The sequence below is a fragment of the Phyllobacterium sp. 01N428 genome, assembly GCF_056399405.1.
On sequence record NZ_JBFTRH010000003.1, the window covers coordinates 223,413 to 246,858 of the forward strand.

Sequence of the window (23,446 nt, forward strand, 5' to 3'; positions counted from 1 at the left end):
TATTGCGCGGACTCAGCCGCTTCGGTAAGCTGGCGATGTTCCTTTTATGTTCCGAGCATCATGGCCTCCCTCAACGATCCGCGATATGGCTTTTGCCGTGACTGTATGGCCGCCCAACGCGCGGAAGGCCGCCGCTGCCACGTTTGCGGCAGCCCGCGCCTGCTGCGTCATCCAGAGCTGTACAGGCTGAGCATCGCTCATGTTGACTGCGACGCTTTTTATGCCGCGGTTGAAAAGCGCGACAATCCCGAGCTTCGCGACAAACCCGTTATTATCGGCGGAGGCAAACGGGGCGTAGTTTCAACGGCTTGCTATGTTGCGCGCATCCATGGCGTGAAGTCGGCAATGCCCATGTTCAAGGCACTGGAGGCCTGCCCGAACGCGGTCGTCATTCCACCCGACATGGAGAAATACGTCCGCGTTGGCCGAGAGATACGCCAGATGATGCGCGATTTGACACCGATGGTGGAGCCGCTATCGATCGACGAAGCGTTTCTCGATCTTGCCGGCACAGAACGGCTGCATCACGATCCGCCGGCGCGGGTAATGGCGAAGTTTTCAAACCGCGTCGAACGGGAAATCGGGCTCTCTGTCTCCGTCGGTCTCTCCTACTGCAAGTTCCTCGCAAAGATCGCTTCCGACTTCGACAAGCCACGCGGGTTCTCGATCATCGGCGAGGTCGAAGCGAAGGACTTTCTTGCTGACAAGCCCGTAACAATGATCTGGGGCGTCGGCAAGGCCTTTGCTGCGACGCTGGAGAAGGATGGCATCCGCATGATCGGCCAGTTGCAGACAATGGAGCTCGGCCCGCTCATGGCGGCATACGGCACGATGGGCCAACGGCTCTACCGGCTTTCGCGCGGCTTCGACACGCGTCGCGTCGAGCCTAATGGCGAGAGCAAAAGCGTGTCGGCGGAAACGACCTTCAACGAAGACATCGGGTCCAGGGACGAACTTGTGGCGATCCTGCGCTCGCTATCCGAAAAAGTCTCGCGCCGTTTGAAAGCCGCCGATATTGCGGGTCGCACGGTCGTGCTCAAGCTGAAGACACGCGACTTCAAGTTGCGCACCCGCAATCGGCAGCTCGCTGATCCGACGCAGCTTGCCGACCGCATCTTTCGCACCGGCTGCTCGCTCCTTGAAAAAGAAATCGATGGCACGAGGTTTCGCCTGATCGGCATAGGCGTCAGCGATCTCAGCGACGACGGACGAGCCGACCCGAAGGATCTGGTCGACGTGCAAGCTACGAAGCGCGCCGTGGCCGAGGGCGCCATCGACAAGCTGCGTGGAAAGTTCGGCAACAATGCCGTCGAAACCGGCTATACGTTCGGCAAGATCAGGACACCGCCTAAGGCTTCGCCCGAGGAGCTGGAGTGAGCAGTCCTACCCCATCTCGACTTCGACGATGCCCGGAATGGCCTTCATGGCGCTCGCAACCTGCGGTCCGACCCGGTAGCGATTGGGAAGCTCGATCTCGACTTCAGTCGCGCCGTTTTCCTTGATCAGTACGAGACTGACGACCTGGCCGTCATTCTGCGGCGCAAGATAGGGTGCGATGGAGGTCAGCGGGGCGCTGGAGCGCATGTAAAGCCGCAAGGCCTTCTGCATGCGCGTTGCCTCATCTTCCAGTGACTGCGCGGTCTGGATGCGCAGGCTGATCCCTTCCGGACGGTCCTCCGCACCGACCGTTACCACGACCGACTTGCCGGGCTCGAGCAAATCTCGATATTGCGACAGCGCTTCGGAAAAGAGCACGGCTTCAAACTGGCCGGAAGAATCGGAGAACTGGATGATTCCCATCTTGTTGCCGGTCTTCGTCTTGCGCTCCTGCTTGGCAGTAATGGTGCCCGCCAGCCGCCCCGCATTGGCGCCGCGCTTGACCGCCGCCTGAAACTCGAGCCAGGTCTGCACGCGCAGCTTTTCGAGAATGGGCCTGTATTCGTCGAGGGGATGGGCGGAAAGGTAGAACCCTGCCGCCTCGTATTCGCGCCGCAGTTTTTCCGCCGAAAGCCAGGGCGCTGCCGCAGGCAGTTGCAGCGTTTGCGCGCCTGAGGCCATGCCGCCGAAAATATCCGCCTGCCCGCTCAGGCTGTCTTCCTGGGTGCGCTGCGCATGGCCGATGATGCGGTCGAGCCCGGCTATCATCGCGGGGCGCTCGCGGCCGAAACAATCGAAGGCGCCGGCATTGATCAGACTTTCGAATACGCGCCGGTTGACGACGCGCGGGTCGATGCGCTCGCAGAAATCCTCGAGGCTGGCATAGGGCGTCGCGCCACGTTTTTCGACGATATGATCGACGGCCGCCTCGCCGACGCCCTTGATGGCCGCGAGCGAATAATAGATCCGGTTCTCGCCGACTTCGAACAGGCGATAGGACGTATTGACCGAGGGCGTCACCACTTCGATACCCAGCCGAACAGCTTCTCGCCGGAAGTCATTGAGCTTGTCGGTGTTCGACATGTCGTAGGTCATCGACGCGGCGAGGAATTCGACCGGATAATGCGCCTTCATATAGGCGGTCTGGAACGACACGATCGCATAGGCCGCCGCATGCGACTTGTTGAAGCCGTAATCGGCAAATTTCGCAAGAAGATCGAAGATGAAATTGGCCTGCGGCTTGGTCACGCCGCGCTCGACCGCGCCATCGACGAAGCGCACGCGCTGCATATCCATTTCAGCGCGAATCTTCTTGCCCATGGCGCGGCGCAAAAGATCGGCTTCGCCCAGCGTATAGCCGGACATTTCCTGCGCGATCTGCATCACCTGTTCCTGATAAATGATGACGCCTTGCGTTTCCTTGACGAGATGGTCGATCTTCGGATGGATCGACGCCATCTCCTCGTCGCCGTTCTTGCGGGCGTTATAGGTCGGAATGTTCTCCATCGGACCCGGGCGATAGAGCGCGACAAGCGCGATAATATCTTCGATCCGGTCTGGCCGCATACCGATCAGCGCCTTGCGCATGCCGGTACTTTCCACCTGGAACACGCCGACCGTCTCGCCGCGCGAGAGCATCTCGTAGGTCAGTTTGTCATCGAGCGGCAGATTGGAAAGGTCGACCGCGATCCCGCGCCGCTTGACGAGGTTGACCGCGGTTTGCAGCACGGTCAGGGTCTTAAGGCCGAGGAAGTCGAACTTCACGAGCCCCGCTTCTTCCACCATCTTCATGTTGAACTGGGTGACCGGCATGTCCGAACGCGGATCGCGGTACATCGGCACGAGTTCCGACAGCGGCCGGTCGCCGATGACGATGCCGGCTGCGTGAGTAGAGGCGTGGCGATAAAGGCCTTCGAGCTTTAGCGAAATATCGAGCAGCCGCTCGACCACCGGCTCCTTGTCGCGCTCCTCGCGAAGACGCGGCTCATCCTCGATGGCTTTCGAAAGCGTAACCGGGTTGGCGGGGTTGGCCGGAACCATCTTGGTCAGGCGGTCGACCTGGCCATAGGGCATTTCGAGAACGCGCCCGACATCACGCAGCACGGCCCGGGCCTGTAGGGTTCCGAACGTGATGATCTGCGCCACCTGATCGCGGCCATACTTGCCCTGGACATAGCGGATGACTTCATCGCGCCTCTCCTGGCAGAAATCGATGTCAAAGTCGGGCATCGATACACGATCGGGATTGAGAAAGCGCTCGAACAGCAGTGAAAAGCGCAACGGATCGACGTCGGTGATCGTCAGCGCATAGGCGACGAGCGAACCCGCACCCGAGCCGCGACCCGGCCCGACCGGAATGTCATGGGCCTTTGCCCATTTGATGAAGTCAGAAACGATGAGAAAGTAGCCCGGATATTTCATCCGGGTGATTATCGAGATCTCGTATTCGAGTCGTTCTGCATATTGCTGGGGCGTATGGCCCTCAGCCAGACCCTGTTGCTGGATACGCTGGGCAAGCCCTTCCCGCGCCTGCCGGGCGAGTTCATCGGCCTCCGCCTGGAGGGCAGCATCGGGATCATCGCTTTCGCCGGTAAAGCGCGGCAGGATCGGAGCGCGATTCTTTGGATAATAGGAACAACGCAGCGCTATCTCGACACTGTTTTCGATTGCCTCCGGCAGATCGGCGAACAGCGCCACCATCTCCGCTTCGCTTTTCAGATAGTGGTCCGACGTGAGGCGCCGCCGGTCGTCGATGGAGAGAAGCGAACCCGAGGCAATGGCAAGCAGCGCATCGTGCGCCTCGTAGTCTTCGCTCTTTGAAAAGAAGACATCGTTCGTCGCTACAAGCGGCAACTCCAGCTCATAGGCCAGTTCGACCTGCGCTGCCTCCAGAGCACGGTCGTACCCCGCATGTCGCTGTAATTCGACATATAGCCTGTCCCCGAACTGCGACCGCAACAGGCTCAGGCGCTGGCGGGCCCGGTCGCTGCGGTCATCCTTGATCGCTTTGGCGATCGGCCCCTCCGGTCCGCCCGTCAAGGCAATAATGCCGTCGGTTCTGCCGGGAAGCCACTCCGCCGCGATGTGAATTGGATCGCCAGCAGGTGATTCAAGGTAGGCACGGCTGACGAGGCGAACGAGATTGGCATAGCCCGCCTCGGTAGCGGCGATCAGTACGAGCGGGGCAAGACCAAGCGCCTCGCGTCGATTGGCGCTGCGGCTTTCTTCGGCCTGGTCGTGGAAAGCAATGTCGAGCTGGCAACCGATGATCGGCTGCAATCCTGCTTTCGAACCCTTCTGCGCAAACTCGAGTGCGCCGAAGAGGTTGTTCGTATCGGTGATTGCCAGCGCCGGAAACTTGCTGGCAACCGCAAGGTCGATGACCTTGGGAACCTGCAATGCGCCTTCGAGCAGCGAATAGGCGGAGTGCACCCTCAGGTGGACGAATCGCAGAGCCTGCGCATTTGCCTTGCCGCCGCTATTGCCCTGCCCGTCTGCCAATTGTCGTCTCCGGATATTGAACGGAGAACTGATTCACCGCTGCGGCATAGTCGAACAAGCGCCACACGGTGTCCACCCGTATTGGGGTTCTTGCCCGACCGCAACAGTGGATAGAGCAAGATCGCACGGGCTGACGCTCTGCCGCGCGATCTCAGATTTTCAGATTACGCTGACCCACATGGCGAAAGTGGCAATGAAAAGGCTGACGGTAACGAATGACATGACGTCCTGGAAAAGTTCGCTCATCGGTAAAACCCTTCTTCGTTGTCTCTATGTATATGTTTTGTTCTATTTTTGTTCCAAAGTCAAGCGAACCAAAGCGCGGTTTGGCGCTATGGTTTGCAAAATCTTAAGAGAAGGTGAACGATGTCCGGAGCGAAGCGTATTTGAACAGAATTATCTGACCGCACGCTTCATTTCGGACGTGACGGTCAGGCTCCAAAATCCCCGGGGGATCAAAGATCGGTAATCTTGCCGTCCTTCAGGGTCACGCGCCGGTCCATGCGGCGGGCGAGATCGAAATTGTGAGTCGCGATCATCGCCGAAAGCCCGGATTGGCGAACGAGCGCCTCCAGAGCTTCAAACACATAGGACGAGGTAACAGGATCGAGATTGCCGGTAGGCTCGTCAGCCAGGAGCACCAGCGGCGCGTTAGCGACCGCACGTGCGATCGCCACACGCTGCTGCTCGCCGCCCGAAAGTTCGCTCGGCCGGTGCGAAGCCCTCGCCCCGACCTTCATGTAATCGAGGAGCTGCTGTGCCCGCTCAGCCGCTATTCCCGGCTTCATGCCACGAATCATCTGCGGCATCATCACGTTTTCAAGTGCGGAAAACTCCGGCAGGAGATGATGAAACTGGTAGACGAAGCCAATGTCGTTGCGGCGGATTGCGGTACGTTCTTCATCAGAAAGCGTGCCGCACGACCTTCCGGAAAGAATCACATCGCCACTGTCGGGCCGTTCCAGAAGTCCGGCCGTATGAAGCAGGGTCGACTTGCCGGCACCCGACGGTGCGACAAGCGCCACCATCTCGCCCTTGCCCAGCGCAAAATTTGCGTCGTTGAGGATCACCAATTCGCGGTCGATCTCATTGTACCGACGGCCGACGCCCGTCAGTTGAAGAATGGGACCGGCTGCCATTTATTCGTACCTCAGGGCTTCAACTGGATCGAGCTTGGCTGCGCGCCATGCGGGAAAAAGGGTTGCAAGGAACGATAGAACCAGCGCCATGAGAATGACCGAGAACGTCTCGTTGAAGTCCATCTTGGCCGGAAGCGTGCTGAGAAAATAGAGTTCCGGATTGAACAGGGTTGTTCCGGACAGCCAGGAGAAGAATTCCCTAATCCGCTCGACGTTCAGGCAAACGACGACGCCAAGCACGACACCTGCGAGCGTGCCGGTCACACCGATGGCGGCGCCGGTCATGAGGAAGATGCGCAGGATCGAATTGCGCGTCGCTCCCATCGTTCTGAGAATGGCGATGTCATGCCCCTTGTCCTTCACCAGCATGATCAAGCCGGAGATGATGTTGAGTGCTGCGACGAGCACGATCAGCGTCAGGATCATGAACATTACGTTGCGCTCGACTTGAAGCGCAGAGAAGAAGGTCTGGTTGCGTTGACGCCAGTCGGTGAGCATCAGCGCCCGCTGCGCAGCATCCTCGACCGGCTTCTTCAGCGCATCGATATTGTCGGGATTGTCAGCGAAGATTTCGAGCGACTGAACCTTGCCTTCCTGGTTGAAATAGAGCTGCGCTTCCTCGAGCGGCATGATGACGATCGAAGCATCATATTCCGACATGCCGATCTCGAAGATGGCGGTGACCGGATAGGATTTGACGCGCGGCGCCATGCCGAGCGGGGTCACGTCGCCATCGGGAGAAATCAATGTCAGGCGGTCACCAAGGCCGAGACCGAGATTTTCGGCCATGCGCGTGCCAATGGCGACGCCGCCTGCCGTATTGAACCCCTCGAAGGTCCCCTGCCGCACATTCGTCGCAACGAGCTTGAGCTTGGCGATGTCCTCCTCGCGCAAGCCGCGCACCAGAGCGCCCGTGCCTGCGCCGACAGTGCCCTTGGCAAGCACCTGGCCCTCGACAACGGGTATGGCGAAGGATACGCCGGAGACGCCGTCAACACGCTTGATCACCGAATCGTAGTCGTCGAGCGGCCGGTCTATCGGCTGCATGATCAGATGGCCGTTGATACCGAGGATTCGGGTCAGCAGTTCGCTGCGAAAACCGTTCATCACGGCCATGACAATGATGAGCGTCGCAACGCCCAGCATTATACCGGTGAACGAAAACCCGGCAATCACCGAAATGAAGGTTTCCTTGCGCCGCGCCCGAAGATAGCGCCAGGCGATCATCCGCTCATAGGCGGAGAACGGCTTGGAACCGGTCATCGCAGTCTGTTCAGTCATGGGGTCCTGCAAGCTTGTTGATCGCCGATTCGACGCTGAGCGTCTCGCGGGCGCCCGTTGCGCGATCCTTGATTTCGACTTCGCCAGCAGCGACGCCGCGCGGGCCGACGATAATCTGCGTCGGCAGACCGATCAGGTCCATGGTCGCAAACTTGGCGCCCGGACGGTCGTCCGTATCGTCAAGCAGCGGATCGAGCCCGGCATTGGTCAGAGCTTCGTAAATCTTGGCAGAAACCGCGTCGCAAGCTGCGTCGCCCGCCTTCATGTTGACGATGCCGGCGCCAAACGGCGCTACGGATTTCGGCCATATGATGCCGTTCTCGTCGTGCGAGGCCTCAATGATGGCAGCGACGACGCGCGACGGGCCAATCCCATAGGAACCCATCGAGACAAGGTGATCCTTTCCATCGGGGCCGCTGACTTTGGCGCCCATAGGTTCGGAATATTTCGTGCCGAAGTGGAAGATGTGACCGACCTCGATGCCGCGAGCGGCCAGCTGATCGGAGGTCCCGACCTTGGCCCAGGCGGCCTCATCATGCATTTCATCGGTCGCCGCATAGGGCGTAGTCCAGCGCTTTACGATATCGGCGATTTCGTCGTCATTGTCGAAATTCGTATCGGGACCCGGTACAGGCAGGTCGAGATAAGCCCGATCGCAGAAGACCTGGCTTTCGCCGGTATCGGCAAGGATAATGAATTCGTGGCTGAGTTCACCGCCGATGGGGCCCGTATCGGCACGCATGGGTATGACCTGGATACCGAGGCGCGAGAACGTGCGCAAATAGGCGACGAACATGCGGTTATACGCGGCCTTCGCTGCCTCGAAGTCAAGGTCGAACGAATAGGCATCCTTCATCAGAAACTCGCGCGAGCGCATGACGCCGAAACGCGGACGGCGCTCGTCGCGGAATTTCCACTGGATGTGATAAAGATTGAGCGGCAAGTCCTTGTAAGACTTCACATAGGCGCGGAAGATCTCTGTGATCATTTCCTCATTTGTCGGCCCGTAGAGCATATCGCGTTCGCCGCGATCCTTGATGCGCAGCATCTCGTCGCCGTAAGCGTCATAACGACCGCTTTCACGCCACAGATCGGCCGATTGAAGGGTCGGCATCAGGAGTTCGATAGCTCCGGACCTGTTCTGCTCCTCGCGGATGATATTGCTCACCTTGTTGAGAATTCTCAAACCCGCCGGCAGCCATGCGTAGATACCGGCCGACTCCTGTCGAATCAGCCCGGCGCGCAACATGAGCCGGTGGGAGACGATTTCCGCCTCCTTGGGGTTTTCTTTGAGGATGGGCAAAAAGTACCGGGAAAGCCGCATTGAAGATCACCAAATTGAATACAGCCTGAGTGCTTTAAGAATCAGGCAAAACCAAGTGCAAGGTAGCGCATAACACCATAAATCGTGTTCGATTTTTGGGAAGGAATCATGCACCCGTCAAAATCACGCTGCGTTTCTCGGAGTTCGAAAGAAGACAAGCCAGCAGCAAAGTTTACTTAACTGCTTCGCATCTGATTGGAAACCCGTAAGCAGGCGCGAAGAAGCTACTGATTTATCGAAGATTCATGATCCTGCTGGAAATGTAAGCAAAATGTGATGGCAACGAATATTTTTCGTGACATTTCGCAGGCAGTCCGCTATTTTTTTCGGCATAAGGAGAAAGTAAGAAAAATTCTGCTTTCCTACGCGGTCAAAGTCTTGGGAGGATGTGACCTGTGGCGCGATAACACGCAGCCGCCACGCAAGTGGATCAGGTCGGACGCGATCTTAAAATGCAAGGTGAAAGCCTTGCATTTTTTTTGTCCTTAAGCGCAGATTCAAGTACTTGCTTGCTGTTTTGAAATCGAATTCTAAGCAGCCGCTTTGTTGCTGCATTTTCGGCTCTGTTAACCTTTCTCTTCGGCCGATTTCAATTTCGAGCGGCCGCTGTTTGCCAGATCGCGCGACGCCCAATCAAAGTTCTTAGCCAGTTTACGTTTATCGACCGTTCCCGGAGATCGGTGCGAGGCGAAATTTGAGGCGGCAATTCAGGCGACAGGGTCGACGAGTCAATATCCTTTTCCTCGGGAACAATCCTGAAGAAGCGCAAAAGGCCGGCTCATCACGGAACTTTTCGCCGCCGCGCTGGTTGATAGGGCAAACTGGAAACCGTTATGAACTTGCAGACCCTGTTCATTGCAGCGCTTCTGACATTACTCATTCTTGCCGGCCTGCTGGCAGTCTTTCCCCTAAAAGGAAGTAATGAACCCGGAACACCGGCGCCGCACGCGCTGGATCAGACCAACGGCTAATATTCAAAGCCCGCTCACTTCTCTAGTTAGTCTCTCCATCACAACCAAAAGGAAATGATCTTGAATAATCGCAATGGCCTTTACCTGATCGTCGGAGCACTTCTCGTTGCCGTCATCGGATTGGGAATCTACATTTATCGCGAAGAGACCAAACCCGCCGTCGAGCTCAAAATCGGCGAAAGTGGCGTTTCGATCCAGCAAAACTGAAGTTAGTGGCGTGAATTTCTATTTTGCCTGCGGGAACCAGACCGGGAAACTGTCTACGCCAAAGCCATATTCCTGGTTCACGACGTAGAAGGTTGCGAATAGCACCGCCGAAATGATCGTCGTCAGAAGAAAGACCCTGCCCATGCGATGCTTGTGCGGGGCGCTGGCTGGCGTACCCAGCGTTACGTCATCCTCGTCGCCTTGCGTGCGCAGGCCGATCGGCAACATGGTGAACAATGTCAGCCACCACAAGATGAAATAGACTGCCATGGCCGTCGCGATAGGCATTATTCTTGCTCCAGTTCGATCAATGTCCCGTTGAAATCCTTCGGATGGAGGAAGAGAACAGGTTTGCCATGCGCGCCGATCTTCGGCTCTCCATCGCCAAGTATACGGGCGCCCTCACTTTTTAAATGATCGCGGGCGGCAATGATATCGGCCACTTCGTAGCAGACGTGATGCATGCCTCCGGAGGGATTTTTGGCCAGGAAGGCAGCGATCGGCGAATCAGCCCCGAGCGGTTCCAGGAGTTCAATCTTCGTGTTGCCGACGTCGATGAAGACCACCGTCACGCCGTGTTCGGGGAGCACCTGCGGCGCGGTTGGCCTGGTGCCCAGCGTGTTGCGATAGGTCGCCGACGCTGCTGCCAGATCAGGCACCGCAATGGCGATATGGTTGAGACGGCCCAGCATAAGGATTGTCCTATGGGCGGGTCACGAAGACGGTAACCACCGGCTTCTTGCCCCAGACCTCGTTTGTTGCTGCCCGCACGGCGCGGCGCACCGCTTCGCGAACCATCCCCAGATCCCTGCGCTTTTCACGGGGAATGCTTTGCACGGCGCTCACTGCCGCATCGTAGAGCAAGTCCTCGAGCAGTTCGCCCTCATCGTCGCTTTCCGGCAGGCCCACAGGCACGATCTCCGGATCTTCAATGATGTTGTAGTTGTCGTCGAGCAGCATCGACACCGCAACGTGCCCGACATAGGCGAGCTTGCGGCGTTCTACAATGCCCACCTCTTCCTCGTCGCCAATGAGCTTGCCGTCTTTGACTAGCCGGCCGAACGGCGCCTTGTCGATGATCTCGGCCCTGCCCGGCGCGAGCCTCAAGATGTCGCCATTGCGCACCTGCGGCACTTCCGGGATGCCGGCCATGGCAGCGAGCGAGCCTTGGGCGACGAGATGCGCCGCCTCGCCATGCACCGGCACGAGGATGCGCGGACGCACCCACTCATACATCCGCCGCAACTCGTTGCGACGGGGATGCCCGGAAACATGCACGAGCTGGTCGTCATCCGAAATGATCTGGATGCCCTGCTCTATCAAAAGGTTCTTGGTCTCGATGATGGGCTTTTCATTGCCGGGGATCGTGCGGGACGAATAGATCACCAGATCGCCGGCCGAAAGCGCGACGCTGCGCATTTCATCGCGGGCGAGCTTGGCGAGCGCTGCGCGCGGTTCGCCCTGGCTGCCGGTAAGGATAATCACCATGTTCTCGCGCGGAATGAAGCCGTAATCGTCTTCCGACAGGAATTCGGGGACATCGTCGAGATATCCGAGCTCACTGGCGACATCGATCATGCGCTTCATCGAACGGCCGAGCACCAGAACCTGCCTTCCCGCGTCGCGTGCGGCCAAGGCGATCGAGCGGATACGGCCGACATTCGACGAAAAGGTCGTGATGGCGACGCGGCCGCGCGCGTTCTCGATAATATTGCGCAGGCTCTCACCCACCTCGCGCTCGGAAGGCGATTCGCCTTCGCGCAGCGCATTCGTCGAATCGCACATCATTGCGAGAACGCCTTCATCGCCGATGGCGCGGAAGCGCGCTTCATTGATCAGCGGCCCCATTGATGGCTCCGGGTCCATCTTCCAGTCGCCAGTGTGGATGATCGTGCCAAGCGGCGTCCTGATCGCGAGCGATACCGGCTCGGGGATCGAATGGGTGACCGCCAGCGCCTCGAACTCGAATGGGCCGACATTGAATGTCTCGCCGGCGCGATAGATCGTTACCGGAATGTCGGGCGCGCCGGGCTCCGCATGACGCTTGGCCTCGAGCAGTCCGGCGGTGAAGGGAGTACCGTAAACCGGAACATTGAGCAGCGGCCACAGATCGAGCAACGCCCCGTAGTGATCTTCATGGGCGTGGGTGATGACGATGCCCTTGAGGTTCTGGCGTTCAGCCTGCAGGAACCGGATGTCGGGCAGAATGAGATCGGCGCCGGGAAGTTCGGGGCCGGCAAAGCTGACGCCCATATCCACCACCACCCATTCGCGCTTATGCGCCGGGCCGTAGCCGTACATGGCCAAGTTCATTCCGATCTCACCGACACCGCCGAGTGGAAGGAAAACAAGCTCAGCTTGATCGGAATTCGCCATCTACACTCCTAATAGCCGAATTCTATTCAGCCCTTGCGGACGCCACCGCACCAAAATGCACATCACCAGCGGCGATCTTTATGCGCTCGCCCTCGCTGTCGCGAATGACGAAACGGCAATCTTCGTCAATGGTTTCGAATATACCACGCAGGACCGCTCCGTCGACTCGCACAGCGACCTCGCTGCCGAGGCCGGCCGCGCGTGCCAGCCAGCGCTTGCGAACTTCGGCAAGTCCCCGTCCCTCGTTCCAAACCCAGCTGTTTTCCTGCCAGGCGTCGGACAGCGCCAGAAACAGCGTTTCGGCATTGCAATCAGCCCCAAGGCGGGCAAGCGACGTTGCCGGATAAGGCACGTATTCAGGGTATGCCACGACGTTGACACCAATACCGATGACAATCGCGAAACGATTGGCCGCAAGCTGGGTGGACTCGAGCAGGATACCGGCGAGTTTTGCCCCGCCTGCAAGCAGATCGTTCGGCCACTTCAACTCGACACGCAGCGGCGCGCTGGTCGGACCGCGATTGCCGGCACCGTCGAGGCCAACCGAGAAGGCAGTCGATGGGCAGACCGCGTCGAGTGCGTCGGCCAGTGCAAGGCCCGCGACAAAGCCGAGCGTCGCCGCGGCCTTCAGGTCGAATGCACCGGTGAGCAGCAGCGAGGCCGCGAGGTTGCCGTGCGATGTCGCCCAGGCGCGCCCGCGCCGTCCGCGCCCACTTTCCTGCTGCTTGGAAACAATCCAGAGCTTTCCCGGGTCGCCCGCAAGTGCCCGCTCCAACGCCACGGCATTGGTTGAACCTATCGTCTCAAAGGCTTCAAGGCGATAGAAGTTTTGCTGGGCCAGGGGCGATAGGGAAAAGCCCATAGTCGTCAGAAGAAGGTTTTCGCAGCAGCTTCCGCATAGGTGCTGACCGGTCCGCCGACGAAGACATAGAACAGGACCAGCAGGCCGGAAACGCCAAGAACAAGCCGCAACTCGCCGGCCATGGGCACGAACGCACCTGCCGGTTCATCGAACCACATGATCTTGATGATGCGCAGATAGTAGAATGCGCCCACGACCGAGGCGACGATGCCGATGATCGCCAGCGCATAGAGGTTTGCCTGCATCGCAGCAAGGAAGGTGTACCATTTGCCCCAGAAGCCGGCGAGCGGCGGAATGCCTGCGAGCGAGAACATGAGGATCGTCAGGATCGTCGCCATGATCGGATTGGTGCGCGAGAGCCCGGACAAATCGCTGATCTGCTCGACATTGCCGTCCTTGCGTCGCATCGCCAGAATGAAGGCGAAGGTACCAAGCGTGGTGACGAGATAAATGAGCATGTAGATTGCAACGCCGCGCACGCCGACAACAGTCCCGGCGGCGAGACCCACGAGCGCGTAACCCATGTGACTGATCGACGAATAGGCCATCAGCCGCTTGATGTTACGCTGGCCGATAGCCGCAAACGCACCGAGCACCATCGAGGCGATGGCAATGAAAACGACGACCTGTTGCCAATCGTGGGTGATCGGCTGGAACGTTTCGCTGACGACGCGGGTCAGAAGTGCCATCGCCGCCATCTTTGGGGCCGAGGCGAAGAAAGCCGTCACCGGTGTCGGTGCGCCTTCGTAAACATCAGGGGTCCACATATGGAACGGGACGGCCGAGATCTTGAAGGCAAGGCCGGCCAGGATGAAAACAAGGCCAAAGACGACGCCGAGCTGACGTTCGCCGCCGCTGAGCGCCTGCGCGATCGCTTCAAAGCCGGTATGTCCGGTAAAGCCATAGACCAGCGAAATGCCGTAGAGAAGCATGCCGGATGACAAAGCGCCGAGCACGAAATATTTGAGACCAGCTTCGGTCGAACGGACGTTGTCGCGATTGATGGCAGCGACGACGTAGAGCGCGAGCGACTGCAGTTCGAGGCCAAGATAGAGCGAGAGCGTATCATTCGCCGAAATCATCAGCAGCATGCCGAGCGTCGCCAAAAGGACGAGGATCGGGAACTCGAACTTGTCGAACTTCTGTTCCTTGGCAAAGCCCGCCGACATCACCAGCGTCACCACTGAACCGACAAGCGTCAACACCTTCATGAAGCGAGAGAAAGGATCGCTGACAAAGGCGCGTCCGAAAACATGGCCATCCTGCGGGAATATGACGACAAGCGCGAGTGCGGCGAGAAGCAGTGCAACGGCAAGCCCGCCAACCAGCCCGTTTGCCCGCTCGCCGGAAAACGCGCCGATCATCAACAGCACGAGCGCGCCGCCCGCGATGAGCAGTTCAGGAGCCATAAGCGTCAAGTTGGCAATCATGTCGGTTAGGCCTCTTCCTGCTATTTCAGCGCCAGTGTGGCGGCCGAGGACAGCGCATTATTGTATTGATTGATGAGGGCGTGCACGGAGCTTGCCGTCGCATCGAAGATCGGCATGGGGTAGACGCCATAGAAGATCGTCAGAATAACCAGCGGATAGACCACGGCTTTCTCACGCGTCGTCATGTCGAGCAGCGATTTCAGGCTGTCCTTGTCGAGCACGCCGAAGATGACGCGGCGATAAAGCCAGAGCGCATAGGCCGCAGAGAAAATAACACCGCTTGCCGCGAACATCGCCACCCACGTGTTGACGCGGAAGACGCCGAGGAGCGTCAGAAATTCGCCCACGAACCCGGACGTACCCGGCAGGCCGACATTCGCCATGGTGAAGATCATGAAGACGACGGCATATTTCGGCATGTTGTTGACGAGGCCGCCATAGGCCGCGATCTCGCGGGTATGGGTGCGGTCATAGATGATGCCAACGCAAAGGAACAGCGCGCTCGACACGAGGCCGTGCGATAGCATCTGGAACAATGCACCCTGGATGCCCTGCTCGTTGGCCGCGAAGATGCCCATGGTCACATAGCCCATATGCGCGACCGATGAGTAGGCAATGAGCTTCTTCACGTCTTCCTGCATCAGGGCAACGAGCGACGTGTAGATAATGGCGACAACCGAGAGCGTATAGATCAGCGGCGCAAAATCGGCGGAGGCAAGTGGGAACATCGGCAGCGAGAAGCGGATGAAACCGTAGCCGCCGAGCTTCAACAGAATGCCGGCAAGGATCGCGGAAGCCGCGGTCGGCGCTTCGACGTGCGCATCGGGAAGCCAGGTATGGACCGGCCACATCGGCATCTTGACGGCGAAGGAGGCAAAGAATGCCAGCCACAGCCAGGTCTGCATGGATGCCGGGAACTTGTAGGCGAGCAGCGTCGGAATGTCCGTCGTGCCAGCCTGCCAGTACATCGCCATGATGGCAAGCAGCATCAGCACCGAGCCGAGCAGCGTATAAAGGAAGAACTTGAAGCTTGCATAAACGCGCCGCTTGCCACCCCAAACGCCGATGATGATGAACATAGGCACCAGAACAGCTTCGAAGAACACGTAGAAAAGCACGATATCAAGCGCACAGAAGACGCCGATCATCAGCGTTTCCAGCACGAGGAATGCGATCATATATTCCTTGACGCGGTTCTGGATGGCATCCCAGCTCGCAAGGATGCAAAGCGGCATCAGGAATGTCGTCAGGATGACGAACAGCATGGAAATGCCGTCGACGCCCATATGGTACGAGATACCCGAGTCGAGCCACGCCGCCTTTTCGACGAACTGGAAGCCCGACTGGCTGTTATCGAAATAGTACCAGATCGGCAGCGACAGCAGGAACGTGATGATCGTCGTCCACAGCGTCACATTGCGGATGTTCGTCCGCGCTGAGTCGCTGTCATCACGGATGAACAGGATGAGCAGAACACCGACCAACGGCAGAAAGGTAACGGTCGAGAGAATTGGCCAGTCGGTCATTAGAAGTTGCTCCCGAGCATCATCCAGGTGACGAGTGCGGCGACCCCAATGAGCATCGCGAACGCATAGTGATAAAGGTAACCCGTCTGCAGCCGTACGACGCGATTGGTCACGTCAACGACGCGCGCCGAAATTCCATCGGGGCCATGGCCGTCGATCAGCCAGCCATCGCCCTGCTTCCACAGGAACCGTCCGAGCGCTTTCGCCGGGCGAACGAAGAGGAAGTCGTAGAGCTCGTCGAAATACCACTTGTTGAGCAGGAACTGATAAAGGCCAGGATGCTGGGCAGCGAGGCGCTTGGGTGTTTCCGGCGAGCGGATATAGAACTGCCACGAGACCAGGAACCCAACGACCATCGCAATGAATGGCGACAGCTGCACGATGAACGGCACGTGGTGGTGTTCCTCGAGAATCTCGTTGCCCGGAGCCGTGTACAGCGCGCCTTTCCAGAACTCGGCATATTCGTGGCCGAAGAAGTGCTCGTGGAACATCACGCCGGCAAAGAGTGCGCCTGCCGCGAGAATGAAGAGCGGCACCAGCATCACATAGGGCGACTCATGCACGTGATGCATGACATCGTGGCTGGCGCGGGGCTTGCCATGGAACGTCATGAAAATCAGGCGCCACGAATAGAAGCTGGTAAAGACAGCGGCTATGACAAGAAGAATGTAGGCGTAGTTCGCCACCGGATTATGCGAAGCGAAGGCCGACTCGATGATCATGTCCTTCGAGAAGAAACCGGCCGTGCCGATCAGCGTGCCCGGAATGCCGAGACCGGTCAGGGCAACAGTGCCGATGATCATCATCCAGTAGGTTGTCGGGATGAGCTTGCGCAGTCCGCCCATGTGGCGCATGTCCTGCTCGTTCGAAACGGCATGGATGACCGAGCCCGCGCCGAGGAACAGCAGCGCCTTGAAGAAGGCGTGCGTGAACAGGTGGAATATGCCTGCGCCATAGGCGCCGACACCGAGCGCCACGAACATGTAGCCGAGCTGCGAACAGGTCGAATAAGCAATCACGCGCTTGATGTCGTTCTGAACGAGGCCAACCGTAGCCGCGAAGAACGCGGTCGTTGCGCCGATGAAAGTGACGAACATCAGCGCCGTGTGCGAAAGTTCAAAGATTGGCGACAGGCGCGCGACCATGAAAACGCCGGCCGTGACCATCGTTGCGGCATGGATGAGCGCTGAAACAGGGGTCGGACCCTCCATGGCATCCGGCAACCAGGTGTGCAGCAGGAACTGCGCCGACTTGCCCATCGCACCCATGAAGAGCAGGAGCGCGGCAATCGTGATTGCGCCTTGCTTATCAAGCGTATAGCCAAGGAAGTTGAGAACGACCTGGCTGCCGTCGGTTGCGGCGCCTTCTGCCGGCAGATATTGCGCGGCTGACGCGAACAGTGTGTCGAACTGGACCGTATCGAACAGAACGAACAAGGAGAAAATACCGAGAAGGAAACCGAAGTCGCCGACGCGGTTGACGATGAAGGCCTTCATGGCCGCAGCGTTGGCGGATGGCTTCTTGTACCAGAACCCGATCAGCAGGTACGAGGCAAGACCGACGCCTTCCCAACCGAAGAACATCTGGACGAGATTGTCGCCCGTCACCAGCATCAGCATGGCAAAGGTGAAGAGCGAGAGATAGGCGAAGAAGCGCGGGCGATCGGGGTCATGGTGCATGTAGCCGATCGAATAGGTATGAACTAGCGCCGAGACCGTATTCACGACGACGAGCATGACCGCCGTCAGCGTGTCGATGCGCAGCGACCAGTCGAAGCTCAGCGAGCCAGACTCGACCCAATGCGCCACAGGAATCTTGAACGCCTCGGTATGCCCAAGGGCGACCGAGCCGAATGCGATCCACGAAAGGATGGCGCAGACGATCAGAAAGCCGGTCGTGACATATTCGCTCGCCTTCGCGCCGATAGCGGAGCCGAAAAGCCCGGCGATCAGGAAGCCGAGCAGCGGAAGGAAGACAATCGCCAGATACAGCATGCCCCCGTCAACCTTTCATCATGTTGACGTCTTCTACGTCAATCGATCCACGATTGCGGTAGAACACGACGAGAATAGCAAGACCGATGGCTGCCTCGGCGGCGGCGACGGTCAGGACAAACAGCGCAAAGACCTGGCCGACCAGATCGTGCAGAGCGGCGGAAAACGCCACGAAATTCAGATTGACCGCAAGCAGGATCAATTCGACCGACATCAGGATGACGATAATGTTCTTCTTGTTGAGGAAGATGCCGAAGATCCCGAGCGTGAACAGCAGGGCAGAGACAGTCAGATAATGTGCGATACCAATTTCCATCATGACGCTCCTGTCAGATACCCTTGCCGGTTTCGACCTGCTTGACCTCGATGGCCGTTGCAGGCGTGCGAGCCACCTGCTGCGCGATGTTCTGGCGCTTGATGTTCGGCTTGTGCCGCAGCGTCAGAACAATGGCGCCGATCATCGCAACCAGAAGCACCAGCCCGGCAATCTGGAAGAAATAGATGTAGTCCGTATAAAGAATGTCGCCGAGCGCTGCAGTGTTGGTGCGGGTCGCAAGATCGGGCGTCGGCTGGACCGGCGATGCGGTCAGCGTCGGCGCGAAAATCGAACCGCCAAGAACGATGATCAGCTCAGCGGCCAGGATGAGCCCGACCAGTGCGCCGATCGGCGCATATTGCAGCGCTCCGCTCTTCAGTTCGGCAAAGTCCACATCCAGCATCATGACGACGAAAAGGAAGAGCACCGCCACAGCGCCGACATAAACGACGAGAAGGATCATCGCCAGGAATTCGGCGCCGGTCAGCAGGAATAGACCGGCCGCATTGAAGAAGGCGAGGATCAGGAACAGCACGGAATGCACGGGATTGCGTGCAGCAATAACCATGAAACCACTGGCTACAGTGATGAAGGCGAAGAGATAGAAAAACGCCGCCGCGATACCTGTCAGCATGGGTTCCCCCGATTTCCATTCTGGCAGGTCGTCCTGCCATTAAACCCGGCAGATAAAACTGCCAATTCAAACGGATCGTTTGCCGTTGCGGCCAAATGATCTTTCAATTTTTCAAGCCTCTTAGCGCATGTTCCCCGCCGGTTGAAGATCAACGGCCAAGACACATGCGCGCAGTTCATATTCAGCGATAGGGCGCATCCATCGCGATGTTGCGCGCCAGTTCCCGCTCCCAACGATCGCCGTTGGCAAGCAGACGTTCCTTGTCGTAGTAGAGTTCTTCGCGTGTTTCCGTGGCGAACTCGAAATTCGGCCCCTCGACGATCGCGTCGACAGGGCATGCTTCCTGGCAGAAGCCGCAGTAGATGCACTTCACCATGTCGATATCATAACGAACCGTGCGGCGCGTGCCGTCATTGCGGCGCGGACCAGCCTCGATCGTGATCGCCTGTGCCGGGCAGATCGCCTCGCACAGCTTGCAGGCAATGCAGCGTTCTTCGCCGTTTGGATAACGGCGCAGCGCGTGTTCACCGCGAAAGCGCGGGCTGACCGGCCCCTTTTCGTACGGATAGTTCAGCGTCGCCTTAGGCGCAAAGAACTGCCGCATCGACAGGAAGAACGCCCCGACGAATTCCAGAAGCAGGAGCGATTTAGCAGCTTGTGCCAGTTGTGCCATGCTCGTTCTCCTTAAGGCGTCAGGCCGGTGATTTTGAGGAAGGCCGCGGTGGCGACGACCATGAAGATCGAGATCGGCAGGAATACCTTCCAGCCAAGGCGCATCAACTGGTCATAGCGGTAGCGCGGAACGAAAGCCTTCACCATGGCGAACATGAAAAAGCAAAGGAACAGCTTCAGCAGGAACCAGATGACGCCAGGCACCCAGTTCAGGAACCACACATCGACGGGTGGCAGCCAGCCGCCGAGGAAGAGGATCGTCGTCAGCGCGCACATCAGGGTGATGGCGACATATTCGCCGAGGAAGAACAGCAGGAACGCCGTGGACGAATATTCGATCATGTGGCCGGCGACGAGTTCCGATTCGGCTTCGACCAGATCGAAGGGTGGACGGTTGGTCTCCGCCAGTGCCGAAATGAAGAAGATGATGAACATCGGGAACAAGCCGAGCCAATGCCAGTCGAGGAACGTATTCGGCAGACCGATCATCGTGCCGAGGCCGGTCGTCTGCGACATGACAATGTCGGTCAGATTGAGCGAACCCACGCAAAGGAGGACGGTGACGATCACGAAGCCGATCGAGACTTCGTATGACACCATCTGCGCGGCCGAGCGCAGCGCGCCAAGAAACGGATATTTCGAATTGGACGCCCAGCCCGCCATGATGACGCCGTAGACTTCGAGCGACGAAATGGCGAGGACGTAAAGGATGCCGACATTGACGTTGGCGACCGCCCAGCCCTCATTGACCGGAATGACAGCCCAGGCCGCCATGGCAAGGACGGACGATACGAGCGGCGCAAGCAGGAAAATGCCCTTGTTGGCGCCGGATGGGATGATCGGTTCCTTGACGACGAACTTTAAAAGGTCGGCGAAGGACTGCAGCAAACCAAACGGCCCGACGACGTTGGGGCCGCGCCGCAACTGCACGGCCGCCCAGACCTTGCGATCCGCCAGAAGCAGATAGGCGATGATCAGCAGCATCACCACCAGCAACAGCAGTGATTTGCCGAGGATGATCAGCAGCGGCAGGATGTAGGTTGCGAAAATCTCTTCCATATCAGTCTCTTTCCCGCCTACTCGGCCGCCTGCTTGAAGCCGCCCTTGGCGAGCGCCGAACACTCGGCCATGACGGCAGAGGCGCGTGCGATCGGGTTGGTCAAGTAGAAATCCTTGACCGGCGAGATGAAGGCCGTCTTCTCGACTGCGCCGATTGCACTCGCCAGCTTCTCGACATCGGCAGGATTGCCGGCTTCGATCGAGTCGACCGAAGCGAGATGCGGATACTCTACATAGAGGCCGGAGCGCAAGGCCGCGAGCGAGTCGAACGGTAATTTCTTGCCGAGTGTGTCGGATAGAGCGCGCAGGATTGCCCAGTCTTCCTTGGCGTTGCCAGGCGCAAAGCCGGCGCGGTTCGTCATTTGTACGCGGCCTTCGGTGTTCACATAGGTGCCCGACTTTTCCGTATAGGTCGCGCCGGGCAGAATCACGTCGGCATTGTGCGCGCCCTGATCACCATGCGTGCCGATGTACACCGTGAATGCCTTGTCCTTGCCGGACCAGTCGAGTTCGTCGGCGCCGAGCAGGAACAGAACATCCATCGCGCCCTGCATCTCGGCTACGGTCTTGCCGCCCTCACCCGGCACGAAGCCGATGTCGAGCGCGCCGACACGGCTCGCAGCGGTATGCACCACGCCAAATCCGTTCCAGTCGTCGCGCAGAGCGCCGGCTTCAGCGGCGATCTTTGCCCCAAGTCCCAATACCGACTGGCCGTCCGCGCGCGATAGAGCACCCTGCCCGACGATGATCATCGGGTTCTTGGCCGTCTTCAGAACCGACAGGAAATTCATCGATCCAGCCGCAAGATCGGCGAGCGTCTCGGCGCCAGCGCCAAGGTATTCGTATTTATAGCGCAGGTCGGCCTGTTCGCCGATCAGGCCGATCGGCGTTCCAGCGGCACGCCAGCGCTTGCGGATGCGGGCGTTGAGCAGCGATGCCTCGAAACGCGGATTTGATCCGATAATGAGGATCGCATCAGCCTGCTCGATTCCGTCGATCGTCGGATTGAAAATGTATGAAGCGCGGCCGCCTGCCGTAGCAAGCGCCGAGCCGTCCTGGCGTGCGTCGATATTGGCCGAACCAAGCGACGCCATCAGCGCCTTAAGCGCATACATCTCCTCGACACTGGCGAGATCGCCGGCAATCGCGCCGATCTTGCTGCCGTCAGTCTTGGCAACGGCGGCCCTGATCGCGTCGAAGGCCTCCGGCCAGGTGGCGGCAACGAGACGCCCGTCCTTGCGGATATAGGGACGGTCGAGGCGCTGCGTGCGCAGGCCGTCCCAGATGAAGCGCGTCTTGTCGGAAATCCATTCCTCGTTCACCTGCTCGTTGACGCGCGGCAGGATGCGCATGACTTCGCGGCCACGGGTATCGACGCGGATCGCCGAGCCGACTGCATCCATCACATCGATGGATTCCGTCTTGTTCAACTCCCAGGGACGTGCCTGGAAGGCATAGGGCTTCGAGGTCAGCGCACCGACCGGGCAAAGGTCGATGACGTTGCCCTGGAGTTCGGAGGTCATCGCCCGTTCGAGATAGGTGGTGATCTCGGCATCTTCGCCGCGGCCGATCAGGCCGAGTTCGGAAATGCCGGCAACTTCCGTCGTAAAGCGGACGCAGCGCGTGCAATGGATGCAGCGCGTCATGATCGTCTTGACGAGAGGACCAATATATTTGTCCTCGACGGCGCGCTTATTCTCGCGATAACGCGAGGAATCGACGCCAAAGGCCATAGCCTGGTCCTGCAGATCGCATTCGCCGCCCTGATCGCAGATCGGGCAATCGAGCGGATGGTTGATGAGCAGGAATTCCATCACGCCTTCGCGGGCCTTCTTGACCATCGGCGTATTGGTGAAGATTTCCGGTGTCTCGCCATTGGGACCGGGGCGCAGATCGCGCACGCCCATGGCGCAGGACGCTGCCGGCTTCGGCGGTCCGCCCTTCACTTCGATCAGGCACATGCGGCAATTGCCGGCAATCGACAAACGCTCGTGGAAGCAGAAGCGCGGAACCTCGGCACCCGCCGTTTCCGCAGCCTGCAGAAGCGTATAGTGATCCGGTACCTCTATTTCCTTACCGTCGACTTTGATCTTTGCCATCGTCCGTCCAACCTCGCGGAACATACCGCATTCCAGTCCGGCATTTCCGCAGTTGCCGAAATGCCCTTAATTCTCAACGTGCCGGGTAACAACCGGCGCGCACCTTGTTCAGGGTTTCCCCATCAATCGATTTGCCTGGCCAACCCAATCGTCGCGCACAATGCGCCCCCCGAACTTGAGTTCGTCCTCGACCTTCGCGATCACGTCCGTCGTCCAGCCGGCAATCTGCGCATAGGTGCTTATTCCCATGCCGTTCAAGACCTGCTCGAGCTTCGGCCCTATGCCCGCGATCAGCTTCAGGTCGTCGGCCCCAGTCGCCACGGCCGGAGCCAATTTCGCGGCAATTGCAGTTTCAACCGGAACAATCTCGGGCTCTACGGATGCCGGAAGCCGCTTCGCGGGTGCCGTGGCAGTCTTGCCGCGAATGATCGTCTTGAGATCATCGACGTCCGCTGCAACGCGCGGAGCACCGGCTTCCGCCGTCTTCGAGTTCAGATCAAACGCCCCGGCAAAAGCACCGGCCCAGAAACCCCACATCTGGCTGGCAATGCCAAGACCGATTGCGGATGCGGCGGCGGCCGCGCCCAGCGACGGCGTCAACAGGTTGACTGCCGCAACCGTGTGGTTCGGCATCAAGGCCGTCCAAGTGTCGATGCGATGTTTTGCGTTGTCTGCCAT

Annotated in this window: 20 protein-coding genes; 3 read left to right on the forward strand and 17 right to left on the reverse strand. The window is 58.9% G+C overall.

What is annotated here, in order from left to right; genetic code table 11:
- Nucleotides 1-60 precede the first annotated feature (60 nt).
- A complete protein-coding gene (locus AC1DNI_RS11145) occupies nucleotides 61-1,377 on the forward strand; it encodes a DNA polymerase IV (RefSeq protein ID WP_477691892.1) in 1,317 nt (438 codons plus the stop codon).
- A gap of 6 nt (nucleotides 1,378-1,383) precedes the next feature.
- Here the strand turns inward: AC1DNI_RS11145 and dnaE are convergent, their stop codons facing one another.
- The 4 genes from dnaE to proS form a co-directional block, all read right to left on the reverse strand.
- Nucleotides 1,384-4,878 carry a DNA polymerase III subunit alpha gene (gene dnaE / locus AC1DNI_RS11150; protein WP_477691893.1) on the reverse strand — a complete coding sequence of 1,165 codons (3,495 nt, stop codon included), beginning with the start codon at nucleotides 4,876-4,878 and terminating at the stop codon, nucleotides 1,384-1,386.
- A gap of 455 nt (nucleotides 4,879-5,333) precedes the next feature.
- A complete protein-coding gene (locus tag AC1DNI_RS11155; RefSeq protein ID WP_027232490.1) occupies nucleotides 5,334-6,017 on the reverse strand; it encodes an ABC transporter ATP-binding protein in 684 nt (227 codons plus the stop codon).
- Nucleotides 6,018-7,298, reverse strand: a complete 1,281-nt coding sequence (locus AC1DNI_RS11160) for a lipoprotein-releasing ABC transporter permease subunit (protein ID WP_477691894.1) — start codon at nucleotides 7,296-7,298, stop codon at nucleotides 6,018-6,020.
- The gene (gene proS / locus AC1DNI_RS11165) at nucleotides 7,291-8,622 is read right to left on the reverse strand and encodes a proline--tRNA ligase (protein ID WP_477691895.1); all 1,332 of its coding nucleotides are present in this window, start codon (nucleotides 8,620-8,622) and stop codon (nucleotides 7,291-7,293) included. The genes AC1DNI_RS11160 and proS overlap by 8 nt, the downstream gene beginning before the upstream one ends.
- 833 nt (nucleotides 8,623-9,455) lie before the next feature.
- Here proS and AC1DNI_RS11170 point away from each other — a divergent pair.
- Together AC1DNI_RS11170 and AC1DNI_RS11175 are read left to right on the forward strand one after the other, a co-directional pair.
- On the forward strand, nucleotides 9,456-9,593 hold the full coding sequence (locus tag AC1DNI_RS11170) for a hypothetical protein (protein WP_175499012.1): 138 nt from the start codon (nucleotides 9,456-9,458) through the stop codon (nucleotides 9,591-9,593).
- A gap of 60 nt (nucleotides 9,594-9,653) precedes the next feature.
- Nucleotides 9,654-9,800: a hypothetical protein gene (locus AC1DNI_RS11175; RefSeq protein WP_027232486.1), complete on the forward strand. Its 147-nt coding sequence runs from the start codon at nucleotides 9,654-9,656 to the stop codon at nucleotides 9,798-9,800.
- An 18-nt stretch (nucleotides 9,801-9,818) separates the two neighbouring features.
- Here AC1DNI_RS11175 and AC1DNI_RS11180 read toward each other — a convergent pair whose 3' ends face one another.
- The 13 genes from AC1DNI_RS11180 to AC1DNI_RS11240 all read right to left on the reverse strand — a co-directional run bounded on the left by AC1DNI_RS11180 (nucleotide 9,819) and on the right by AC1DNI_RS11240 (nucleotide 23,446).
- A complete protein-coding gene (locus tag AC1DNI_RS11180) occupies nucleotides 9,819-10,088 on the reverse strand; it encodes a DUF1467 family protein (RefSeq protein ID WP_091922555.1) in 270 nt (89 codons plus the stop codon).
- Nucleotides 10,088-10,492: a methylmalonyl-CoA epimerase gene (gene mce, locus AC1DNI_RS11185; protein ID WP_477691896.1), complete on the reverse strand. Its 405-nt coding sequence runs from the start codon at nucleotides 10,490-10,492 to the stop codon at nucleotides 10,088-10,090. The genes AC1DNI_RS11180 and mce overlap by 1 nt, the downstream gene beginning before the upstream one ends.
- Before the next feature lie 10 nt (nucleotides 10,493-10,502).
- A complete protein-coding gene (locus tag AC1DNI_RS11190) occupies nucleotides 10,503-12,176 on the reverse strand; it encodes a ribonuclease J (protein WP_477691897.1) in 1,674 nt (557 codons plus the stop codon).
- Between the two features lie 22 nt (nucleotides 12,177-12,198).
- Nucleotides 12,199-13,038, reverse strand: a complete 840-nt coding sequence (locus AC1DNI_RS11195; RefSeq protein WP_477691898.1) for a biotin--[acetyl-CoA-carboxylase] ligase — start codon at nucleotides 13,036-13,038, stop codon at nucleotides 12,199-12,201.
- 5 nt (nucleotides 13,039-13,043) lie between these two features.
- The gene (gene nuoN, locus AC1DNI_RS11200; RefSeq protein WP_113280099.1) at nucleotides 13,044-14,468 is read right to left on the reverse strand and encodes an NADH-quinone oxidoreductase subunit NuoN; all 1,425 of its coding nucleotides are present in this window, start codon (nucleotides 14,466-14,468) and stop codon (nucleotides 13,044-13,046) included.
- Nucleotides 14,469-14,488: 20 nt separating this feature from the next.
- Nucleotides 14,489-15,994 carry an NADH-quinone oxidoreductase subunit M gene (locus tag AC1DNI_RS11205; RefSeq protein WP_091922545.1) on the reverse strand — a complete coding sequence of 502 codons (1,506 nt, stop codon included), beginning with the start codon at nucleotides 15,992-15,994 and terminating at the stop codon, nucleotides 14,489-14,491.
- A complete protein-coding gene (gene nuoL / locus AC1DNI_RS11210; RefSeq protein ID WP_477691899.1) occupies nucleotides 15,994-17,988 on the reverse strand; it encodes an NADH-quinone oxidoreductase subunit L in 1,995 nt (664 codons plus the stop codon). Before nuoL ends, AC1DNI_RS11205 begins: the two co-directional genes overlap by 1 nt.
- A 7-nt stretch (nucleotides 17,989-17,995) precedes the next feature.
- Complete coding sequence (gene nuoK / locus AC1DNI_RS11215) at nucleotides 17,996-18,304, reverse strand: NADH-quinone oxidoreductase subunit NuoK (protein ID WP_027232478.1); 309 nt, start codon at nucleotides 18,302-18,304, stop codon at nucleotides 17,996-17,998.
- A gap of 13 nt (nucleotides 18,305-18,317) precedes the next feature.
- Nucleotides 18,318-18,938 carry an NADH-quinone oxidoreductase subunit J gene (locus AC1DNI_RS11220; protein WP_027232477.1) on the reverse strand — a complete coding sequence of 207 codons (621 nt, stop codon included), beginning with the start codon at nucleotides 18,936-18,938 and terminating at the stop codon, nucleotides 18,318-18,320.
- Between the two features lie 181 nt (nucleotides 18,939-19,119).
- A complete protein-coding gene (gene nuoI, locus AC1DNI_RS11225; protein WP_027232476.1) occupies nucleotides 19,120-19,611 on the reverse strand; it encodes an NADH-quinone oxidoreductase subunit NuoI in 492 nt (163 codons plus the stop codon).
- Between the two features lie 11 nt (nucleotides 19,612-19,622).
- Nucleotides 19,623-20,669: an NADH-quinone oxidoreductase subunit NuoH gene (gene nuoH, locus AC1DNI_RS11230; RefSeq protein WP_027232475.1), complete on the reverse strand. Its 1,047-nt coding sequence runs from the start codon at nucleotides 20,667-20,669 to the stop codon at nucleotides 19,623-19,625.
- Between the two features lie 17 nt (nucleotides 20,670-20,686).
- Nucleotides 20,687-22,768: an NADH-quinone oxidoreductase subunit NuoG gene (nuoG, locus tag AC1DNI_RS11235; RefSeq protein WP_477691900.1), complete on the reverse strand. Its 2,082-nt coding sequence runs from the start codon at nucleotides 22,766-22,768 to the stop codon at nucleotides 20,687-20,689.
- 108 nt (nucleotides 22,769-22,876) lie between these two features.
- Nucleotides 22,877-23,446, reverse strand: coding sequence for a 5' DNA nuclease (locus tag AC1DNI_RS11240; protein ID WP_477691901.1), 570 nt, complete (start codon nucleotides 23,444-23,446; stop codon nucleotides 22,877-22,879).

Excerpts from the sequence above, each read along its gene's own strand:
- nuoK (WP_027232478.1), bottom strand. The coding sequence starts at position 18,304 with ATGGAAATTGGTATCGCACATTATCTGACTGTCTCTGCCCTGCTGTTC.
- AC1DNI_RS11155 (WP_027232490.1), bottom strand. The coding sequence starts at position 6,017 with ATGGCAGCCGGTCCCATTCTTCAACTGACGGGCGTCGGCCGTCGGTAC.
- nuoH (WP_027232475.1), bottom strand. The coding sequence starts at position 20,669 with ATGGAAGAGATTTTCGCAACCTACATCCTGCCGCTGCTGATCATCCTC.
- AC1DNI_RS11160 (WP_477691894.1), bottom strand. The coding sequence starts at position 7,298 with ATGACTGAACAGACTGCGATGACCGGTTCCAAGCCGTTCTCCGCCTAT.
- AC1DNI_RS11205 (WP_091922545.1), bottom strand. The coding sequence starts at position 15,994 with ATGACCGACTGGCCAATTCTCTCGACCGTTACCTTTCTGCCGTTGGTC.
- AC1DNI_RS11170 (WP_175499012.1), top strand. The coding sequence starts at position 9,456 with ATGAACTTGCAGACCCTGTTCATTGCAGCGCTTCTGACATTACTCATT.
- nuoI (WP_027232476.1), bottom strand. The coding sequence starts at position 19,611 with ATGGCACAACTGGCACAAGCTGCTAAATCGCTCCTGCTTCTGGAATTC.
- nuoG (WP_477691900.1), bottom strand. The coding sequence starts at position 22,768 with ATGGCAAAGATCAAAGTCGACGGTAAGGAAATAGAGGTACCGGATCAC.
- AC1DNI_RS11195 (WP_477691898.1), bottom strand. The coding sequence starts at position 13,038 with ATGGGCTTTTCCCTATCGCCCCTGGCCCAGCAAAACTTCTATCGCCTT.
- nuoL (WP_477691899.1), bottom strand. The coding sequence starts at position 17,988 with ATGCTGTATCTGGCGATTGTCTTCCTTCCGCTGCTCGGCTTCCTGATC.
- proS (WP_477691895.1), bottom strand. The coding sequence starts at position 8,622 with ATGCGGCTTTCCCGGTACTTTTTGCCCATCCTCAAAGAAAACCCCAAG.
- AC1DNI_RS11145 (WP_477691892.1), top strand. The coding sequence starts at position 61 with ATGGCCTCCCTCAACGATCCGCGATATGGCTTTTGCCGTGACTGTATG.
- AC1DNI_RS11220 (WP_027232477.1), bottom strand. The coding sequence starts at position 18,938 with ATGCTGACAGGTATCGCGGCGGCGTTTTTCTATCTCTTCGCCTTCATC.
- AC1DNI_RS11180 (WP_091922555.1), bottom strand. The coding sequence starts at position 10,088 with ATGCCTATCGCGACGGCCATGGCAGTCTATTTCATCTTGTGGTGGCTG.
- mce (WP_477691896.1), bottom strand. The coding sequence starts at position 10,492 with ATGCTGGGCCGTCTCAACCATATCGCCATTGCGGTGCCTGATCTGGCA.
- AC1DNI_RS11240 (WP_477691901.1), bottom strand. The coding sequence starts at position 23,446 with ATGGCAGACAACGCAAAACATCGCATCGACACTTGGACGGCCTTGATG.
- AC1DNI_RS11190 (WP_477691897.1), bottom strand. The coding sequence starts at position 12,176 with ATGGCGAATTCCGATCAAGCTGAGCTTGTTTTCCTTCCACTCGGCGGT.
- nuoN (WP_113280099.1), bottom strand. The coding sequence starts at position 14,468 with ATGATTGCCAACTTGACGCTTATGGCTCCTGAACTGCTCATCGCGGGC.